General features: G+C 35.2%; 13 protein-coding genes. 10 read left to right on the top strand and 3 right to left on the bottom strand.

Annotated features, from left to right (window positions below; genetic code table 11):
- Positions 1-101: 101 nt before the first annotated feature.
- From P2086_RS05720 to P2086_RS05695, 6 genes are all read left to right on the top strand, one after another.
- Complete coding sequence (locus P2086_RS05720) at positions 102-2369, top strand: NADP-dependent malic enzyme (RefSeq protein WP_317899482.1); 2268 nt, start codon at positions 102-104, stop codon at positions 2367-2369.
- An 8-nt stretch (positions 2370-2377) separates the two neighbouring features.
- On the top strand, positions 2378-2977 hold the full coding sequence (gene ruvA, locus P2086_RS05715) for a Holliday junction branch migration protein RuvA (protein ID WP_317899481.1): 600 nt from the start codon (positions 2378-2380) through the stop codon (positions 2975-2977).
- Positions 2978-2987: 10 nt separating this feature from the next.
- Complete coding sequence (gene sov, locus P2086_RS05710) at positions 2988-10532, top strand: T9SS outer membrane translocon Sov/SprA (protein WP_317899480.1); 7545 nt, start codon at positions 2988-2990, stop codon at positions 10530-10532.
- A gap of 67 nt (positions 10533-10599) precedes the next feature.
- Positions 10600-10980, top strand: a complete 381-nt coding sequence (gcvH, locus tag P2086_RS05705) for a glycine cleavage system protein GcvH (RefSeq protein WP_317899479.1) — start codon at positions 10600-10602, stop codon at positions 10978-10980.
- Between the two features lie 218 nt (positions 10981-11198).
- A complete protein-coding gene (locus P2086_RS05700) occupies positions 11199-11933 on the top strand; it encodes a glycosyltransferase (RefSeq protein ID WP_317899478.1) in 735 nt (244 codons plus the stop codon).
- A 31-nt stretch (positions 11934-11964) separates the two neighbouring features.
- A complete protein-coding gene (locus tag P2086_RS05695; protein WP_317899477.1) occupies positions 11965-12363 on the top strand; it encodes a VanZ family protein in 399 nt (132 codons plus the stop codon).
- A 17-nt stretch (positions 12364-12380) separates the two neighbouring features.
- Here the strand turns inward: P2086_RS05695 and P2086_RS05690 are convergent, their stop codons facing one another.
- On the bottom strand, positions 12381-13316 hold the full coding sequence (locus P2086_RS05690; RefSeq protein ID WP_317899476.1) for a hypothetical protein: 936 nt from the start codon (positions 13314-13316) through the stop codon (positions 12381-12383).
- Positions 13317-13361: 45 nt separating this feature from the next.
- Between P2086_RS05690 and P2086_RS05685 the strand changes: the two genes are divergently transcribed.
- The 4 genes from P2086_RS05685 (at position 13362) to P2086_RS05670 (ending at position 19084) form a co-directional block, all read left to right on the top strand.
- Positions 13362-14378: an aminopeptidase gene (locus P2086_RS05685; RefSeq protein ID WP_317899475.1), complete on the top strand. Its 1017-nt coding sequence runs from the start codon at positions 13362-13364 to the stop codon at positions 14376-14378.
- A 43-nt stretch (positions 14379-14421) separates the two neighbouring features.
- Positions 14422-15969 carry a redoxin domain-containing protein gene (locus tag P2086_RS05680; protein WP_317899474.1) on the top strand — a complete coding sequence of 516 codons (1548 nt, stop codon included), beginning with the start codon at positions 14422-14424 and terminating at the stop codon, positions 15967-15969.
- Positions 15970-16050: 81 nt separating this feature from the next.
- On the top strand, positions 16051-17502 hold the full coding sequence (locus tag P2086_RS05675) for a DUF4369 domain-containing protein (protein WP_317899473.1): 1452 nt from the start codon (positions 16051-16053) through the stop codon (positions 17500-17502).
- Positions 17503-17545: 43 nt separating this feature from the next.
- The gene (locus P2086_RS05670) at positions 17546-19084 is read left to right on the top strand and encodes a DUF5106 domain-containing protein (protein WP_317899472.1); all 1539 of its coding nucleotides are present in this window, start codon (positions 17546-17548) and stop codon (positions 19082-19084) included.
- Positions 19085-19195: 111 nt separating this feature from the next.
- On the opposite strand, the gene P2086_RS05665 is transcribed toward P2086_RS05670, so the two are convergent.
- Together P2086_RS05665 and P2086_RS05660 are read right to left on the bottom strand one after the other, a co-directional pair.
- Complete coding sequence (locus P2086_RS05665) at positions 19196-19828, bottom strand: SCO family protein (protein WP_317899471.1); 633 nt, start codon at positions 19826-19828, stop codon at positions 19196-19198.
- Entirely contained in the window at positions 19806-20471 is a 666-nt protein-coding gene (locus P2086_RS05660) for a hypothetical protein (RefSeq protein ID WP_317899470.1), read from the bottom strand. Before P2086_RS05660 ends, P2086_RS05665 begins: the two co-directional genes overlap by 23 nt.
- Positions 20472-20553 lie beyond the last annotated feature (82 nt).

Here is a 20553-nt window from a genome sequence, read left to right as displayed (position 1 = left end):
AAGCCGTTTTCAAGTTGTAAATTTGTTCTTAAAAACCTAATATTTTAACAGTTTTTCCCTTTAAAATATTTAGTTATCTTCGTTTTCCGTTTTAAAAAAATATGGCAAAATTTAGAAGAGAAGATGCGTTAGATTACCATTCACAAGGACGTCCAGGTAAAATTGAAGTTATACCAACAAAACCTTACAGCACTCAGCGAGATTTAACCTTGGCTTATTCGCCAGGCGTTGCTGAGCCTTGTTTGGAGATTGAAAAAAATCCGGAGGATGCTTATAAATACACAGCTAAGGGCAATCTCGTTGCTGTTATTTCAAATGGCACGGCTGTTCTGGGATTAGGAAATATTGGCGCTTTGGCCTCAAAACCAGTAATGGAAGGTAAAGGGCTTTTGTTCAAAATATTTGCGGATATTGATGTATTTGACATCGAAATTGACACCACAAATATTGATGAATTTGTAAATACTGTAAAAAATATTGCCCCAACTTTTGGTGGAATTAATCTTGAGGATATTAAAGCGCCTGAGTGTTTTGAAATAGAACGCCGCTTAAAAGAACTATTAGACATTCCTTTGATGCACGATGATCAGCACGGTACAGCAATTATTAGTGCGGCTGGAATGCTTAATGCTGTTGAAATTTCTGGAAAGAAGATGTCAAGCATCAAGGTGGTTATTAATGGCGCCGGCGCTTCGGCTAACTCCTGCGCGAAAATGTATATAGCTGTGGGTGTAAAAAAAGAAAACATATTAATGCTGGATAGTAAGGGAGTTCTTCATAAAGGACGTAAGGACTTAGATCAATACAAGTCTTTTTTTGCCGCTGAAAAAACTGATAAAAATACCTTAGAGGAAGCAATAAAAGGAGCTGACGTATTCGTTGGACTATCTAAAGGAAATATTCTTAATCAAGACATGGTGCGTAGTATGAATAAAAACTGCGTTGTATTTGCATTGGCAAATCCAACACCGGAAATTTCATATGAAGAAGCCATCGCTGCGCGAAAAGATATTATTGTTGCAACTGGTAGAAGTGATAATCCAAACCAGGTAAACAATGTTTTAGGATTCCCATTTATTTTTAGAGGTGCTATGGATGTTCGCGCTACCACCATAAACGAAGAAATGAAATTGGCTGCAACATTAGCTATTGCTGCCCTTGCGAAAGAACCTGTTCCAGATTATGTTAATTTGGCCTATGGCTCAAAAAATTTAAGTTTTGGAGCTGATTATATTATTCCAAAACCAATTGATAACCGACTTATTAGCGCTGTTTCTTCAGCAGTAGCAAAAGCTGCTATAGAAAGTGGTGTTGCTAAATTGAAAATCACAGATTGGGATGCGTACCGTTTAGAGCTTGAAAATCGTTTAGGAAAAGACAATAAACTGATGCGGAGTCTTGCTGATAAAGCTAAGAGCAATCCAAAACGCATTGTATTTTCTGAGGCAGATAATTATAAAATTCTAAAAGCAGCGCAAGTGGTACGTGACGAAGGTATTGCAAAACCAATACTTCTGGGCGATAAAGCGAAGATTATGAAAATGGCGGAAGAGCATTTTGTTGATCTTTCAGACATGCAACTTGTTGACCCCTTGCTTGAACATGAAGATATGCGTAACCAGTTTGGTGATCTTTTATGGCAAAAACGCCAGCGTCGCGGGTTAACCCAATACGATGCACGTAAATCAATGCGCGACAGAAATTATTTTGGTGCCATGATGGTGGAGAATGGAATGGCAGATGCTATGATTAGTGGCCTTACGCGTAAATATGCGCAACCAATAAAACCTGCTTTAGAAATTATTAATACGCTTCCTGGCGTAAGTAAAGTAGCAGGTCTTTATATCATGGTTACTAAACGCGGTCCGTACTTTTTTGCAGACACTACCATGAACGCAGATCCTACAGCTGAAGAGCTGGTAGATATTGCTGTATTAACTGCCAACACGGTTAAGCAATACAACATTGTTCCACGCATGGCTATGCTTTCTTATTCTAATTTTGGTTCTGCACCAGGAGAAGCACCTAGTAAGGCAGCCAAAGCGGTTAGTTTATTGCATGCCAATTATCCGGGCTTAGTGATCGATGGCGATATTCAAGCAAATTTTGCAATTAATAATAGTTTATTAAAAGAACAGTTTCCTTTTAGCACGCTTGTAGATAAAGATGTAAACACATTTATTTTCCCAAATTTAGCGGCAGGCAACATCGCCTATAAACTTATGCAGGAATTGGGTGGCGCTGAGGCTATCGGTCCCGTTTTAATGGGATTAAACAAACCTGTTCACGTGCTACAACTTGGTAGTAGCGTTAGAGAAATAGTAAATATGATAACTATTGCGGTAGTTGATGCACAAAACAAAAAGTAGATTTTTTAATGTCACTCATTACATACATTAAAGGCCGTGTAACTTCTAAAAATCCGGCTTTTATGATTATCGAAGCAAGTGGAATCGGCTATGGTCTCTACGTTTCGCTTCAAACATATTCTAAAATTGGCGATCAAACCGAAGCGCAATTATTTATTGAAAGCGTGTACATTCGTGACGACAATCCGCGCTATTATGGCTTTGCCGATGAAGAAGAGCGGGAGTTGTTTCGTAAACTTATTTCGGTGAGCGGGGTAGGAGGTTCTAGTGCCCTATTAATGCTCTCGAGCATGAGTGCTGGTGAAATAGCAGGAGCCATTAACACAGCCAATGTAACTCTATTAAAAAGCATTAAGGGTATTGGTGATAAAACTGCTCAAAGAATCGTTGTTGACTTAAAGGGAAAAATGGGTAAACATGAAGGAGGAATCTCACAGATTTTAACAACTTCTTACAATAAAAACAGAGATGAGGCGTTAATGGCTTTGGTCACGTTGGGTTTTCCTAAAATTGCAGCAGAAAGAGCACTTGAAAAAGCGATAAAGCAGCAAGGAACAGGAACTGACAATGTGGAATTATTAATTAAAGCAGCGTTAAAGAACTTTTAGTCATCGATTAGTGAGAGCCAACGGACTTATAAATTTTGTATTAATTACCAGTGCTACTGCGTGTCTTTTTGGTGTAGTGACTAAAACAGATTCTAAGCAGACCGGTGATTTTTCCTATTTGCCTTCTAAACGTGTGCTTCCAATTGACACGCCAGATGTAGACGATCCGGATTCTGAATTACTTTATAAGTTTAAAAATAACAACGGAACGCCTCCAATGTTAGATCCTAAATCTAAGTTATATCTTGAAGATCCACAGAATATTAAGAAGGAAGTGGAGTACGATCCTAAATCTGGAAATTATATTGTAAAACAAAAAATTGGAGATCAAAATTATCGCCCTGAAACATACATGAATCTTAAGGAATACCAAGAGTACATGTATCGGAAGCAAATGAATGAATACTGGCGCTCGCGGGTGGCAGCTGACGAACTAAACAATCAGCCACGTAAAGGTATTCTTCCCAAACTTCAGGTAAATAGCGAATTGTTCGATCGTATTTTTGGTGGTAACACCGTTGATATTAAGCCAACTGGTACCGCAGAATTAATTTTTGGTTTAAACACAAATAAAAACCGCAACCCTTCCATTCCGCAAAAACAACAAAGTGTCACGAATTTCGATTTTAACATGCGTATTCAATTAAACCTTATTGGTAAAATTGGAGACAAGTTGAAAATTACGACTAACTACAACACAGAAGCATCGTTTGATTGGGAAAATCAGGTAAAAGTAGATTATACAGGATATGAAGATGAGATTATTAAAAAAATTGAAGCGGGAAATGTTACCTTGCCACTTAACAGTTCATTAATTTCAGGTAGTCAAACATTATTTGGATTTAAAACTACTTTACAATTTGGAAAACTAACCGCTACTACTGTTTTTTCGCAACAAAAAGGTAAAAAACAAGAAATTACTGTTCAAGGAGGAGCCCAAACGCAGGCCTTTTCAATTAGCGCTGATAATTACGAGCAAAATAAACATTTTTATTTGGGCCATTATTTCAGGAAGAATTACGATGCCTGGATGTCTACTCTACCAATCATCCAAACTCCGATTATTATTACAAAAGTGGAGGTTTATGTATTGAGTAATAATGGAAATTCTGAGCAAACAAGAAACATTGTTGCTTTTGAAGACCTTGGTGAAAGTAGCGAAAATATTTTCCATGAACTTACTGATCCCGTTGGAATAGTGCCGGCAAATATGGCCCTAAAAAACACTACTTCAGAAACAATCCCAAGTAACACGGTTAATACATTGTACGGCATTTTGACAGGGGCACCTGGTGGTGCTCCAGGAGTATTATCGACGCGATCGCTTTCAGAAGTTTCTGTCTTGTCTGGTACAACTTTGGCAAAGAATGACAATGATCCTAATTTATCCTACATGTCTGAAGGACGGGATTATGTAAAAATACAAAATGCAAGAAGATTAAATACTTCTGAATTTACTTTTAATTCTCGAACTGGTTACATTTCTTTAAATCAGCAATTAAACAACGATCAAGCACTTGCGGTATCTTATCAATTTACACAGAATGGTAAAACCTATCAGGTTGGTGAGTTTAGCGAACAAGTGCCAGATAATACGCAATTACTGATATGTAAATTACTTAAAACAAATGCAGTAAGTGTGAAACATCCCATGTGGCGACTCATGATGAAGAATGTATATACATTAGGTGCTTATAACTTGAATCCGCAAGATTTTAAGTTAGATGTGTATTACAATAATATCGAAACAGGCGTGGATATGCCTTATCTTCCTTACGGTAAAAACATAAATGGAAAACAGTTAATTCGTGTTTTACAATGTGATAAATTAAATGTAAATGGCGATAAAGGTAGCGATGGTGTTTATGATTTTATCTCAGGCTACACAATATCTCAACAGAATGGCCGCGCTTATTTTCCAACAGAAGAACCTTTTGGAAGAAGTTTAATAGATACTACCGGTGATGCAAGTTCTCAGGGCGCCGAAAACAAGTTTGTTATGGAAGATTTTCCAGCTGCAAACAAGTATATTTTTACTGAATTGTATGACTCCACTAAAACAGCAGCCAGCTTCATTCAAAACAAAAATCGTTTTAAAATAAAAGGTACCTACCGATCTTCTTCTGGATCCGAAATCGCATTGAATGCTTTAAATATTCCTGAAGGTGCAGTAATTGTTACTGCCAACGGAATAGCACTTCAAGAAAACGCTGATTACACAGTTGACTATACGCTTGGTCGTGTAAAGATTATCAACGAAGGAATTTTAAATTCGGGTGCAACTGTAAAAGTTTCTCTTGAAAGTAATTCCCTTTTCAGTGTACAACAAAAAAGCTTGTGGGGTACCAGACTTGATTATAAAGCCGGCAGAAATCTTACACTAGGAGGAACGTTTTTAAGATTTAGTGAACGACCTATTACTCAAAAAGTCACCATTGGTGATGAACCGGTAAGTAACATCGTTGCAGGACTGGATTTTAATTACAAAACAGATGCGCCTTTCTTAACACGTTTATTAGATAAACTTCCTTTTTATAGTACCAAAGAAATGAGTACCATTTCTGCAAGAGGTGAATTTGCTAAGTTATTTCCTGGCAATGCAAAAGCAATCAGTAAAAATGGAGGAAACTCCTATATCGATGACTTTGAGGGATCTGTATCGGTTATTGACGTGAAAGGAGCAACAAGCTGGTTCTTAGCAAGTATTCCTCAAAACATTCCGGGTGTTTTTCCAGAATCAAGGGAAACATATGCCAACACATTGCTTCCAGGCATTAATCGTGCACGTTTTAGTTGGTACAATGTAGATGCTATGTTTACGCGTGATCAAGGCGGAACGACACCAGGTTATTATAGCAGCAAAAAATTATTTTCAAACAATATGTGGAGACAGGTTTTTGAAACGGAACTATTTCCGGGTAAAACACCTCCTAATGGTCAGCAAGTTGTTATGCAACTACTCGATCTCGCCTACTACCCATCTGAACGCGGACCATATAATTACGACATTCTGCCAACCAATTTTTCAAAAGGAATTAATAATGATGGCTCGCTTAAAAACCCTCAGGATCGTTGGGGTGGCATCATGCGAAAACTCGAAACGAATGATTTTCAGGCTGCAAACGTTGAATACATTCAGTTTTGGATGATGGATCCATTTAATGAGGATTATAATAAAGAAACGGATCCGGAGTTTGATCCAGCGAAACCACCAAGTGGTGATTTATATATCAATCTTGGAAACATTTCGGAAGACATTGTACGCGATGGTAAAATGTCTTATGAAAATGGAATTCCCGGAAAATCAGAATACTCTAGGGGCTTAACAGTTGAATCAACAAAGCTTGCCGATGCACCCGTTTTAGCTCCAGTGGTTAATCAATTTTCACAAGATAATAGTGATAGACTTCTGCAAGATGTTGGTTACGATGGATTAAACGATGAAAAAGAAAGGGAACGTTTTGCGCAAGCGGTGAAGGATATGGAAACTGGCGGATTTAACCCCGATGCCGTAAGCACCTTTACATCTGATCCATCATCTGACAGGTATCATTTTTTTAGAGGGGATGATTATGATGCTGAGAATGTGCAAGCAAATACCTTAAAACGGTATTCTAAATACAACAATCCTGAAGGGAATTCCCCAACAGAAGAGCAATACAAAAGCCAGAATAACGCAGGTTATTCAACAGCTTACACAAATGCTTCTCCTAATATTGAAGACATCAACAGAGATAACACATTAAACACTCTTGAAAATTATTATCAATATAAAGTTCGTATCAGCCCCACAGATGTTAGCCCTTTGCGCGTAGGTACTAATTTTATCGTAGACGCTTTTGATGGTTCAGCAGACTTTAGTGGCGTAACAAAAACAGTAAAATGGTACCAATTTAAAATTCCAATTTCGCAATTTGAAAGTAATGTGGGTGGCATTGAAGGATTTAATTCCATCCGTTTTATGCGTGTCTACATGAAAGGTTTTGCACGTCCTGTTTTATTAAGATTGGCTAGGTTTGAGCTAGTGCGTAGTGATTGGCGACGTTACCAATACGATTTAAAACAACCTGGCGAGTATATTGCTCACGACGATAATTCAACGGCATTTGATGTGTCGGCAGTTAGTTTGCAAGAGAATTCAACCAAAGTGCCAGTTAATTATGTAATGCCCCCTGAAATTGATCAACAGCAAAATGTTCAAACGACCAATCTTGTATTATTAAACGAACAATCACTCTCAATGCGTACATGTGATTTAAAGGATGGCGATAGTAGAGCTGTTTTTAAAAATGTGGATCTGGATACGCGTATGTTTCAAAATATAAAAATGAACGTACATGCCGAAGCGATGAATGGCATTCCTTTAAATGACGGCGACCTTAATTTGTTTTTTAGAGTGGGTACTGATTACAACAATAATTTTTATGAATACGAAGTTCCTTTAAAGCTAACCCCAAAGGGTGTTTATAATGCAAACAACGTTGATTCACGTGCTCAGGTGTGGCTTAAGGCAAACGAAGTGAATTTTAATTTTGATGAAATAAGTCTGGTAAAGCAAAAACGGAATGAGAAGTATGGATATTTTAGTGAACTGAATAATTTGACAACACCATTTCCTGTAGATATGGGTGGTTACACTATTACCATTGTTGGGAATCCAAATTTGGGAACTGTAAAGAGTGTCATGGTAGGAATAAGGAATCCTAGAACTCCTGATAAATTAGCCCACTGCGCTGAGGTGTGGATTAACGAATTACGTTTAACCGATTTTAATAATAAAGGTGGCTACGCTACAACTGGACAAATTCAAGCAAAGCTCGCAGACCTTGGAGTTGTTAGTCTTGCCGGAACCTACAAGACTCCATTTTGGGGAAGTGTAGAAAGTAAGATCAATGAACGGAGTAAAGAAACGAATCTTAATTGGGATGTAAGCACATCTGTGAATGCCGGTAAGTTTTTACCAGATAAATGGAAGGTAAGCTTACCCATATTTTACAACTACGGACAAACAAAAATAACTCCACTTTTTAATCCGCTCGACCCGGATGTGAGAATGGCCGCTTTGGATGATGTAGACGGCATATCTGAATCACTGAGAGACAGTGTTCGGAATCAAACAATAGACTATACCGAACGTAAAGGATTTAATGTAACGAATTTTAGGATTGATGGATTAAAGAGGCCTAAGGCAAAACCAAGGCCTTGGGATATCAGTAACTTTTCTGCAACTTATGCCTTTAATGAAATATTTAGAAGAAACGTAAATGTAGAATATAATTATATCAGGCAGTACCGCGGAAATTTGCAATACTCGTATAGTATAAGAAACCCTCTCACACTTAAACCATTTACAAAGGTGAAACTTTTTCAAAATAAATGGTTTGCATTAATAAAAGATTTTAGTTTGCAATTAGTTCCGAATAATTTTGGCACCTCCATTGATGTAAATCGTAATTACACATCCCTTAAGAATAGAGATATTACTGGCTTCTATGCTGGTTCTGACATTTTTGAAAACCCTGCTTTAATAAACAAAAATTTTACCATGACTCGAAATTACAATTTTGTATGGGCCTTTAACAAATCATTAAAATTTGATTATACAGCTTCGAACGATGGTCGTATACTAGAACCGCCAGGAGAGCGATTAACAAAGGCTAATAAAAATACAGTGTCGAAAACCTTTTTTAATGGGTTAAAGGATGTAAATGGAAGAGATTCGGTTAGAAGTTTTGGAGAAAATGTTTCGTTTAGACAACAAATGAATTTAAATGTGGATGTGCCTATAAATAAAATTCCATTATTTGATTTTATGAAAATAAACTATCGTTTTGGCGGCACATACACTTGGGCTAGAAGGCCTTTCGCTGCAAACGACAGTATAGGAAATACGATTCAAAACACTCGTTCAAATAACTTTACAGGCCAGTTTAATATGGTTCAATTGTACAACAAAATCCCATATTTTAGAAGAGTAAATAATCCTGGAAGTGCTGGAGGTCCTCAATTGAAGGGTGTAAGCGCAAATCTAGCGAAAGCAGATGACGTAAGTAAAAAACCAGCGGCACCAAAAGATTCTAATTTTAAAGCAATAGGTGAGTTTTTAGCGCGCACTGTTATGATGTTAAAGAGTATTTCAGTTACAGGTGCTTTTCAAGGCGGACAAGGCTTGCCAAACTTTTTACCGACTTCGCAATTTGGCGGGATGGATTTTGGGCCTGGTGGAAATGCCGCCCCCGGCTTCTTATTTACGACAGGCATGTATGACGACAAAATTCGTGAGCGAAGTATTGAAAATAAATGGTTGTCGACTTACAGAGGACAAACAACGCCGTATACCGAAACAGAATCTAAAACATACTCCTACAAAGCAATTGTTGAACCGCATTCAAGCTTGAAAATTGAATTGAATGGAAACTATTCCCTGTCAAAAACAAAATCGTCATATATTTTATACAACCCAGATAGTTTAACAGCTAAGGATTATATTCAAGGATATAAACTTAACTCAAGTCCGAACGAGACAGGTAATTTCAATATCTCTACCTTGACCTTTTTTAATTCGTTTAAAGATGGCGGAAGCCTTATAAATTCAAAATTATTTGACGAGTTTAGGCTAACGCGACGCGACGTGGCAAATGAATTAGGAAGGGCGAATGACAATTACCAAACAAGCGTTATTAATTATACTGCCACTACTGCTACTGGAACTGTTCCAGCTAGCTACGTAGATGGCTATACCGACAATCAACAGGACGTTTTACTCGGGGCTTTTTATCGAACTTATACAGGAAGAAACATTAAAAATTACAGCACAACAAATATATTTCCAACTGTCCCTCTACCAAACTGGACGGTCAGTTGGGATGGTCTTGGTAAGATAAAGCAAGTTAAAAAAATATTCACGGGCATAACGCTGCGACATGCCTATAAGAGTACATATAGTATTAACGGTTTTTCAAATAACTTATATTTTCGTGAAGATGGAAGGCAAATTGAACGAATGCCTGTAAGTCAAACCTCAGGAACAACTTCGATAAATTCAAACTTTGTGCCTAAGTATACAATTGGTTCTGTTACCATGAGCGAGCGTTATGAGCCTCTACTTAAATTTGATTTTAGATTTCATAACCCTAAATGGTCTGCAAATCTTGAAACACGTCGTGATAAAACAACTACGCTTAATTTAACCGCCTTTCAAATCATCGAAACAAAAGGACAAGAATACATTATTGGCGGTGCTTACACGATTCCAAAGCTTCGGTTGAAAAATCTAAAAATACAAGGTAAAGTGTTAGAAAGTAGTGTAAACATTAGACTTGACCTAAGCTTCCGAAAGAACATTTCGGTAATACGACAAGTTGAAACTGGATTAAGTACACCTACAGGTGGTACAAACATCATTACACTGCGTTCATCAGCCGATTACCAATTAACACAGAACGTTACGTTAAGATTGTTTTATGATTGGGTTCGCACCACACCTCAAACTTCGGCGTCTTTTCCAACTTCCAGTACTAACTTCGGTTTCAGTCTAAGGATAACCTTCCAATAATTATTTACATGAATAAGTGTACTTAAATTTAAAACAAACCATTACATTTGTACACAAAAAAATAAATATGAATTTTCCAGCAGATCTTAAATACACAAAAGACCACGAGTGGGTTAAAATTAACGGTGACGAGGCAACAATAGGAATAACTGATTTTGCACAGCGCGAATTAGGAGATATTGTTTATGTGGATGTAAATACAATTGGTGAAACGGTTGAAAAAGAAGCTGTTTTTGGAACGGTTGAAGCGGTTAAAACTGTGAGTGATCTTTTTATGCCATTAAGTGGTGAAGTGTTGGAAATGAATAAGGATATTGATTCTGCTCCTGAAAGTGTAAATCAAGATCCTTATGGAAAAGGGTGGATGATAAAAATTAAAATGACAAACTCTTCTGAAGTATCAGAATTATTAAGCGTTGATGATTATAAGAAATTAATAGGCGCTTAATTAAGCGCTACATTATCTTAAACCCTTTTAAGTCAAACTTAAGAGGGTTTTTTATTTTCAGGAAATTTAAAGAATAACTCAACTCGTTACCATCGCGAGGTTAGCCGACTGAATTAGCTGGAGAAACTTATCTTTAGAGCTATTATTGCCAAAAAGTATTCAATAGTTTTATTACTTTAGCCCCGAAAGTTTATTTTAGGATTAGATTCACCCTCTGTATGCTTGTGTCAATTATATTACCATGTTATAACCCGCCAGAAAATTGGGCCAATAATATTATTAAAGAACTCAAGGCTTTATCTGAAATTATTTCCGATAAAATCGAATTAATTCTAGTTGAAGATGGAATTGATGAAAAACTCAAGAGTGGAATAGAGTTTTTGAAATCGAATATACCTCATTTCCGAAGCATTAGGTATTCAACAAATAGAGGCAAAGGTTTTGCTCTAAGACAAGGTGTAGCTTTGGCAGAGGGAGAAATAATTATTTATACCGACATTGATTTTCCTTATAAAGCTGAGAGTGTTTTTAGAATTTATTCGGCTTTAAAGAATAAAGAATGTGACGTAGCTGTAGGAATAAAAAACAACACCTATTATGCTCATGTTCCTTTTGCTCGAAGAGTTTTATCAAAAGGTCTGCAAAGTTTAGTTCGTTTTTTTCTTTCTATTCCTATCACAGATACACAGTGCGGTTTGAAAGGATTTGTAAAAGATGTAAAACCTGTATTCCTACAAACCAGCATTGATAGGTATTTGTTTGACTTAGAATTCATCAGGATGGCTTATAAACTAAAATACAAACTCGAGCCCTTGCAAATTGAATTAAAAGAAACCGCGCAGTTTAGGGTAATGAACTACCGCATACTTTTTCCGGAGGTATTGAATTTTATCAAATTGGTATTTAAAAATAAATATCCGAACGACATTCTCAATTCTGGTCCGGGTAAATAAACTATTTTCAGGAAACCCTCATTTATTTACAATGAATCTAAAAAACAAAATTTATCAAAATAGTCTTGTCGCTGCAATAATTTGGACGCTTATAATTTTTATTTTGTGCGCCATGCCAGGCCAGTACATCCCAACTAGCAACTGGCTTGAATTGCTCAGCTTTGACAAATTTGTTCACGCTTCTATATTTTTTATTCTCACAACTCTGTGGTTTCTTGTTGCTATTAAACATCAGCAGTCTAAAGTGATAATTGGAATTTATTTCACAGCCGTCGTTACCTACGGAGCGCTGCTAGAATTAATGCAAGCAACAATTTTCAGTAATCGTAGCGCCGATTGGAAAGACATTGTCGCGAATAGTTTTGGCTGCCTTTTAGCTATTGTGTTTTATAGAAGAACACAAAACTTTTTTTTGGAGCTTAAAAACTGACAATCATAACCAGCCCATCATTTTGGTTTATACACTGGAGTCTGCTTTTTTGGATTCGGTTTTTTGTTTTCATTTAAGGGACGAATATCACTCTTGATATCAATGTCTTCTACAATGATCCATTTCCCCTTTTTTACTTCAAGCGCGTCAAAACTGCCATCCGGCCCATAATACTGGTATTGTCCATCCAACAGACTTCCTTCTTGCTTAGAACTTAAATGGCTATAAATAATTTGATTTCTTTTTTCATCATATTTCAAACTCATAGATACCTCTTGGCTAAACTCAAACATGAGCCGTCGAGGATTTTTACGTGGAATTCTAAAAACATCCTTTCCAAAAACTGCATCACCATTATTTCTAAAAGAAAGTACATCAACAAATTTGCGTTGCGTTAATTTATCATTTCCGTCCCATCCAATGAGCGTATAATAACCGTCGCATTCAATTAATTGCACATACAACATTCCAAACCATTTTTGTGGACTGCCAACAAATGTTTCAGGATACTTCACGGTTGGCGATCTGTCTATTAGTTGAAAATAGTCATAGCTTTCTATGGTTTCGTGTTTCATAAAACCTTTTTTTATGCGTTTTGTATTATTCACTAGCAAGTATCCAAAAAACGCATGCGTACCGTCTTCTTTGTGAAGATTCCAGGTAATCAGTTTAAACTTCTTGTCTTTAGGGCTTAAAACAGAAATATCATTTTTTAAACTATCGAAAGGATAGTTCAGAATGCTTGGGTATATTATTATTTTGTTCCAAATACCTATAAACTCTTTATTTCCTTCAATTCTATCTTTTTCACTTCGACTATGAAAAGCTTTTTTTTGAATACTCATTAGTTCCTTTTCTGCTTGTCCAAATTGATAAAGTGACGTATCATTCTTTTGCGAAGAGCCAAGAACACTAAATAAAGTCAAAAAGAAGAAAATGATTTTTTTAAGCACTATTTTTATAATTCGTTAATTAAACAAAGATACAAATAAGCTCCAATGAAAGTTGTTTTAAGATGGCTAAGAGTCCTTACAAATATTTGTTTTTTTGCGGCAATAACTATTTCCACTTTAAATTATAAAACTTCTATTTACCTCTTGCATCAAGCCAAAGGCCAGCTGAACCTTTTGCTATCTACACAAACACTTACTCATTTTGAAGAGACTAGAGCACTTTCTTTGCGAGAAAAAGAAAATATACAACTCATTAAAGAAATAAAAAATTATTCTGTCGATAGTCTTGGATTTACACCCACAAAAAATTTCACAACTATTTACGATCAAAAAGATAAACCAATTTTATGGGTCATTACCGCGTGCAAACCTTATTCACTCCAAGCCTTTGAGTGGGCATTTCCATTGGTTGGGAAAGTAAGTTATAAAGGTTTTTTCAATAAAGAACTTGCGTTAAAGGAGTATAATCATTTGGTTGTTTTAGGCTACGACACGGATTTGAGAAGCGTTTCTGCCTGGAGTACACTTGGATGGTTTAATGATCCAATCTTAAGTAATATGCTCAAGCGTAGTAAAGGGGGTTTATGTAATTTACTTTTTCATGAATTGTTTCACGCAACCTATTACGCGCCCAACTCAGTTGATTTTAATGAGAACATAGCGAGTTTTATTGCACACAAGGCAACCATCCAGTTTTTACAAAAGGATAGTATCGCACTAGCAGAATACCTTAGTAATTATAATGATACTAAGGTTTTTAGTCAATACATGCTCCGAAGCATAGAACGTTTAAAGGCATTTTATTCCGAATCAAGAAATCATCCAAAGCGTTCGCTGCTTAAATTACACTGTATTATGCAAATTGCCGATAGTATTGCCAAGCTTCCACTAAAAAACAAGGAACTGTACCTTTCTCGCAAAAAAGAAATAGTAAAGTCTAAAAACGCCTATTTTGTTGATTTTGTTCAATACGATAGTATGCAAGATAGTCTGGATAAGGTTTTTAACAAAATTTATAAAGGCAATATTGAAAAAATGGCGCGAGATTTGAAGGTAAATTGAATCTATTATTAATTTTGGTAACTCATTACAAAACCCGTAAAAAATGAAAAAAATTTACCTTTTTGGTTTGTTTAGTATTGCATCACTCTTAATCCAATCTCAATCGGGTTACGATATCAAAATCAATTTAAAAGGCTGTGTCGATTCTACCGTTTATTTGGCTAAATATTCTTTTGATCAGGTTCCAATTAATGACAGTTGCAAAAACATTAAAGGGGGTAAGATTCAGTTTAAAGGAGATGTTCTATTAGACAAAGGTGTTTATATTCTTGCCAACCAGGCGCGTAATTCTTTTTACTTTCAGTTTATTGTAGACGATAATCAAAAATTTACAATTAATGCCGATGCTGCTGATATTGCAGCTTCTTTAAAAAGTCAAGATAATAAACAAAATGATCTGTTCTTTTCATACGTGAAATTTATGACGGAAAAAAACAAAGAACTTTATAAAACTCAATCTTTGATGACTGGCAAGAGTAAAGCCGATAGTACAAGAATCGTAAACGAAAAACAAACGGCTTTAAGTAAAGAAATGACACAGTACGATGTAGACTTTCGACTTAAAAATAAAAGTCTATTTGTTGCGGATCTAATGAATATGAAGGCGGAAAAATATCCTACAGATGTGCCTCTAGCTTCAAATGGCCGCCCCGATAGCATTTACCAGTTTTATTATTACAAAAATCATTTCTGGGACGGTGTAAATTTTAAAGACGATAGAATAGTTTTTACTCCGTTTTTTGCAGATAAGATTAAAAAATATTTCGAAAAATTAGTTATTCAACATCCCGATTCTGTAATAAAAGATCTCGATAAAATTTTGACCCAATGTGTTCCTGGAAGTACAATGTTCAACACACTTGTAGGGCACTTTACCTATAAGTTCGAGCAGAACAAATCCATGAGTTTTGACCAATACGGAAAAAGTAACACCTTTGAAAAAGTATTTATACACTTGGCTGACAAGTACATTATAACTGGTAAAACAGCCGGGTACTATTCAGTTGAAACCATTGCTAAAATTAAGGAAAGGGTAGATATACTGCGTAATCTTTTACCTGGCGCTAAAGTTGCTAATTTATTCATGATTGATACTATTCATGGTCGCGAAGTTTTAAAAATGGGTTTCGACACAGCGAAAAGTAGTGTTAGTGTAACCTATTTATATAATAAAAACATTAGCCGTTTAACACCACTATTTAAATCTTTGTATGATATTAATGCCAAATATACGGTGTTAGTATTTTGGGCTGCCGATTGCAGCCACTGCACAAAAGAGATACCGAAGCTGTATGAAGATTTGCAACAACTTAAAGGAAAGGTGGATGTAAAAGTCTTTGCTGTTCAAACTAAAGAAGAATTATTCGATTCATGGAAGCAATTTTTAATAGAGAAAAAACTGAAAGATTTTACACATGTCTTCGACCCTATTCATTTGAATAATTTAAAAGAACAGTTCGATATTACCGCAACTCCAGTTATTTATCTTCTGGATAAAGACAAAAATATTATTGCGAAAAAGTTAAGCCACGAGCAGGTTGTAGAGATTGTTGAACAACTTGAAAAGGTGGAGAAAAACTTAAAAAAGTAGTTTCGTAAAGCGGTAAGTGTGATAAAAAAGCCTGTAATATTATTAAGTCTAATTTTTGTTTCCTTTGTTTCAAAAGCACAAATGGCCTATGATATAAAGGTGAACATTAAAGGCGCTAAAGACACTATAGCTTACCTGGCCAAATATGTTTTTGATCAAACCTATATTGCAGATACTTGTAAACTAGTTAAGAATGGTGCTATGACATTTAAAGGCAAAACAGCTTTGGATAAAGGTGTTTACATTCTGGTGAATCAAGACAAAGCGCCTTTTTTTGAATTTATCATCAATGAAAGTCAGAAGTTTACAATTAATGCAAACGTAGCCGATATAGTTGTTAGCCTGAGCGTGATCGACAGCAAAGAGAATGAGAAATTTTTTAGTTATCTCAAGAACAATGTCGAAAAAAACAATGAGTTTAACGCGGCCAGGTTAAAAACCAAAGGTAAAAGTAGTGAGGACAGTACAAAGTTTATGCATGAAAAAATTGCTCAATTAGATGCTGACGTAAAGAAATTTGAATCGGATTTTATGCAGGATGTAAAAGGCAGTTTTATTTATGACATTTTTAATTTAAAAACAGAAAAAACATCAACTTTAATACCGACTGCTTCAAATGGGAGGCCTGACAGTCTTTACCAATACTATTACTACAAAAATCATTTTTTCGATGGTATTAATTTTAAAGATGAACGTATAGCGCGCACTCCTTATTTTGATGATCGGGTTAAAAAATATTTCGATAATTTATTGGTTAATAATCCCGATACAGTTATACATGAAGTTGATAAGGCGCTGAGCGCGTGCGATCAAAACAGTTTAGTTTATAATGCTTTGATAAGTTATTTTACATACAAATACGAGCAAAGTAAAATTGTTGGATTTGATAAAGTGTTTTTACACATTGTAGATAATTACATCATATCGGGTAAAACGAAAGGAATGTATTCAGAGGAAACCATTAAGGTTTTGAAAGAGCGCTCTGCAATTATGAATCCTTTACTTGAAGGTAAAAAGGTAAATGAACTGTATATGATTGATACAGTTTATGCACGTCAGGTAAGAAAAATGGGCTTTGATACAACTTCTTCTGCGAAAAGTATTACAGATTTATATTACAAAAATCAGGACAAACTTGCTCCTATGTTCAGGACCTTATACCAGGTGAATGCAAAATATACTATACTGTTATTTTGGGCCGCAGACTGCGGTCACTGTCAAAAAGAGGTGCCGAAGCTACACGAAAATTTAAAAAATTTAAAAGGAAAAATTGATGTAAAAGTTTTTGCGGTTCAGACTAAGGACGATCTGTTTGAGGCATGGAGAAAATTTTTAATTGAAAACAAAATCACCGATTTCATAAATGTATTTGATCCCGTGCACATAAACGATGTTAAAACAAAATTTGATGTCAACTCTACGCCTTTAATTTATGTGCTTGACAAGGATAAAAAAATTATTGCCAAAAAAATAGCATCAGAATATGTGGGAGACTTACTTAAGGCTCTCGACAAACAAGAAAAAAAACCTTAACACTAAAATAAAAATCAAATCAATTAAAAACAACAAATCACACATGAAAAAATTTATTCTACTATTGGCGTCAGCAGCTATCTTCACATTTAGCGCAAAATCTCAGGCCTACGACATCAAAATAAATTTTAAAGGATGCAAAGATACTATGGTTTATTTGGTGAAATACACCTTTGATCAACAGTACATTGCTGACACTTGCAAAACAATTAAAAACGGACTTATACAATTTAAAGGAAAAAAAGAATTGGATAAAGGTGTTTACACCCTTGTAAGCGAAGGAAAGTCAATCTACTTTGATTTTTTTATCAATGAAAATCAAAAATTTGTAATCAATACAGATGCTGCTGATATTGTTGCTAATCTTAAGGTAACCGGCAATAAAGAAAACGATCAGTTCTTTTCATACATAAAATACATCACCGGAAAAAATGGTGATTTTAATAAGATTCGTGAGAAAACCAAGGGCATGAACAAAGAAGACAGTACAAAGTTCATGAATGAAAAAATATTAGAATTAAACCAAGAAGTAAAAAAGTTTGACGCAGATTTTATGCAGAAAGCGAAAGGTACTTTTGTTTACGATGTACTGAATTTAAAAACAGAGAAAGAACCAACAGATATTCCAAAAGCTAAAAACGGCCGTCCAGACAGCGTGTACCAATATTATTATTATAAAAATCATTTTTTTGATGGAATTGATTTTAAAGATGAAAGAATTATCCGCACACCTTTTTTTGATGATCGTGTAAAAAAATATTTCGAAAGCGTAATTTTAATGCACCCAGATAGCGTGATTCTTGAGATAGATAAAATTCTCGCGAAGTGTGATGAAAATAACTTAATCTACAATTTGTTGATTGGTTATTTCACTTACAAGTACGAGCAAAGTAAAATTATGGGCTTCGATAAAGTGTTCGTTCACATTGCCGATAAATATATTTTAAGCGGTAAAGCTAAAGGTGTGTACACAGAAGAAACCATAAAAAACATTAAGGAACGTGTTGATATTATGAGAAATCTCTTGTTAGATGCCAAAGTTTCTGAATTGTACATGATCGATACCACCTATGGAAAACCGGTGCGAAAAATGGGTTTTGATACTGCAAGCACAAGTAAAAGTATAACGGATTTGTATTATAAGAACATCGACAGACTTACACCTATGTTTAAAACCTTGTATTCTGTAAATGCAAAATATACTGTACTTGTTTTCTGGGCTGCTGATTGCGGGCATTGCCAAACAGAGGTTCCAAAATTGCATGAAGATTTAAAAGCTATTAAAAGCAGTATTGATTATAAAGTATTTGCAGTTCAAACAAAAGATGAATTGTATGACAGTTGGAAAAAATTTATTATCGAAAAGAAATTAAACGATTTTATTCACGTGTTTGATCCGGTGCATATCAACAATCTGAAAGAACGTTTTGATATTTACTCTACTCCTGTAATTTATGTATTGGATAAGGATAAAAAGATAAAAGCAAAACGTTTAGGCGCAGATCAAGTTGTTGAAATGCTCAAAACATTAGAGTTAATTGATAAAGAGAATAATAAGAAAGTCAACCAAAATCAAAACTAGTTTTAGATACGATTCAATAAAAAATCCCGATAAAAATTTATCGGGATTTTTTTATGGCATGTGTTAATCCAACTCTTGGATCTTGCTTCCTGTTTCTTAAGTAGTCATCAACTACTCTTTCTTCAACAACCGAATATCCTCTATCAGTTTCTGAACTTGAGCCTTGTCGGTTCCATCATACATGCCGCGCATACGTCCTTTTTTATCAATCAGTAAAAATAATTCGCTGTGCAAAAATCCTTCAGGACTTCCATCGTCTTCAAAAGCATTTACGAGGTAGCTTGTTTTTGCTAAATCATAAATGTGTTTTTTGTCCCCAGTAAGCAAATGCCATTTATTTTTTGAGGCCTTATAGGTGGAAGCGTAATCCATTAGAACCTCAACTGTATCGTGCAATGGGTTCACAGAATGTGAAAGAATCAATAATGAGTCGTCATCCGCAAAAGCTTTTTGTACATCCGTTAAGTTAGTACTCATTTCGGGACAAATACTTTGGCAGGTAGCAAAAAAGAAATTGGCTACATAAATTTTGTTCTTAACAGTTTCCTTTGAAACAGTTTCGTCATATTGATTTATAAGATTAAACTCTCCTATAGTATGATAGAGTGTGTCTTTTTTTTCATCTGTAGAAATTTTTTTCTCACCATAAACAGGTAATAATAATTTAGGACTTTCTTGTTTGCAGCTTACCCCTAATAAAAAAGGTAAAGCATAAACAGCATTACGAATCTGATTTAATTTCATTGCTTTCTATTAATTTTTGTTTTTCTTCTTTTAACCTTAAATGTTGGTATTCTCCTATTAAACGTTTTATTTCAGAAACATAACGTCCATCGTAGTAACCGCGGATATGCCTGTTTTGATCAATTAATAAGAAAAAGCTGTAGTCGATGTAATAAGGTTTTCCGGCAAAATAAATTTTTGCAAGACTATCGAAACCATTTTTTTTCCAATTATAGAAATGCACGTTGGAGTGAACGTTAAGTTTTTTTAATTCAGAATAAGCTTGAGACCTTAGTCCGTCATGTTCTGTTACGAGCGCAAAAGGAATGTGAACCACCTTTTCTTTTTTGTAATTCAAATATTCCCATAAGCCCGTTAAACGGTAAGAATCGGCTCTATATTTATTGCTAATAAAAATAATAGCATAAAGAGGAAAGTCTGTAGTGTTTAAAGAATTTAAGTTACCTAAAGCGCCGATATCTTCTTTTTGAAGGTAAAATGAATCTGGTACTGTGTGATAAATTGTATCACTACCAAGGCTTAAAACCTTTTTAGGGCCATAAAATGGTAATTTGCTTGAGTTAATTGTACTGGTTTCAAGAATCAGCCAAAAAAAGGATGGAAAAGCAATAATTATAAGTAAAAGCCATTTTTTATTTTTCACGCGCGTTTTTATTAACGGGGCAAAGATACGGCTGTTATTAAGAATAAAAAATCAGTAAATGCTAGCTTTCGATGTTTTGTGA

Origin of the sequence: Aurantibacillus circumpalustris, from assembly GCF_029625215.1 — a bacterium.
GTDB lineage: Bacteria > Bacteroidota > Bacteroidia > B-17B0 > Aurantibacillaceae > Aurantibacillus > Aurantibacillus circumpalustris.
The sequence above is the reverse complement of the archived record's forward strand: the minus strand, read 5'-3'. Positions and strand labels throughout refer to the sequence as shown.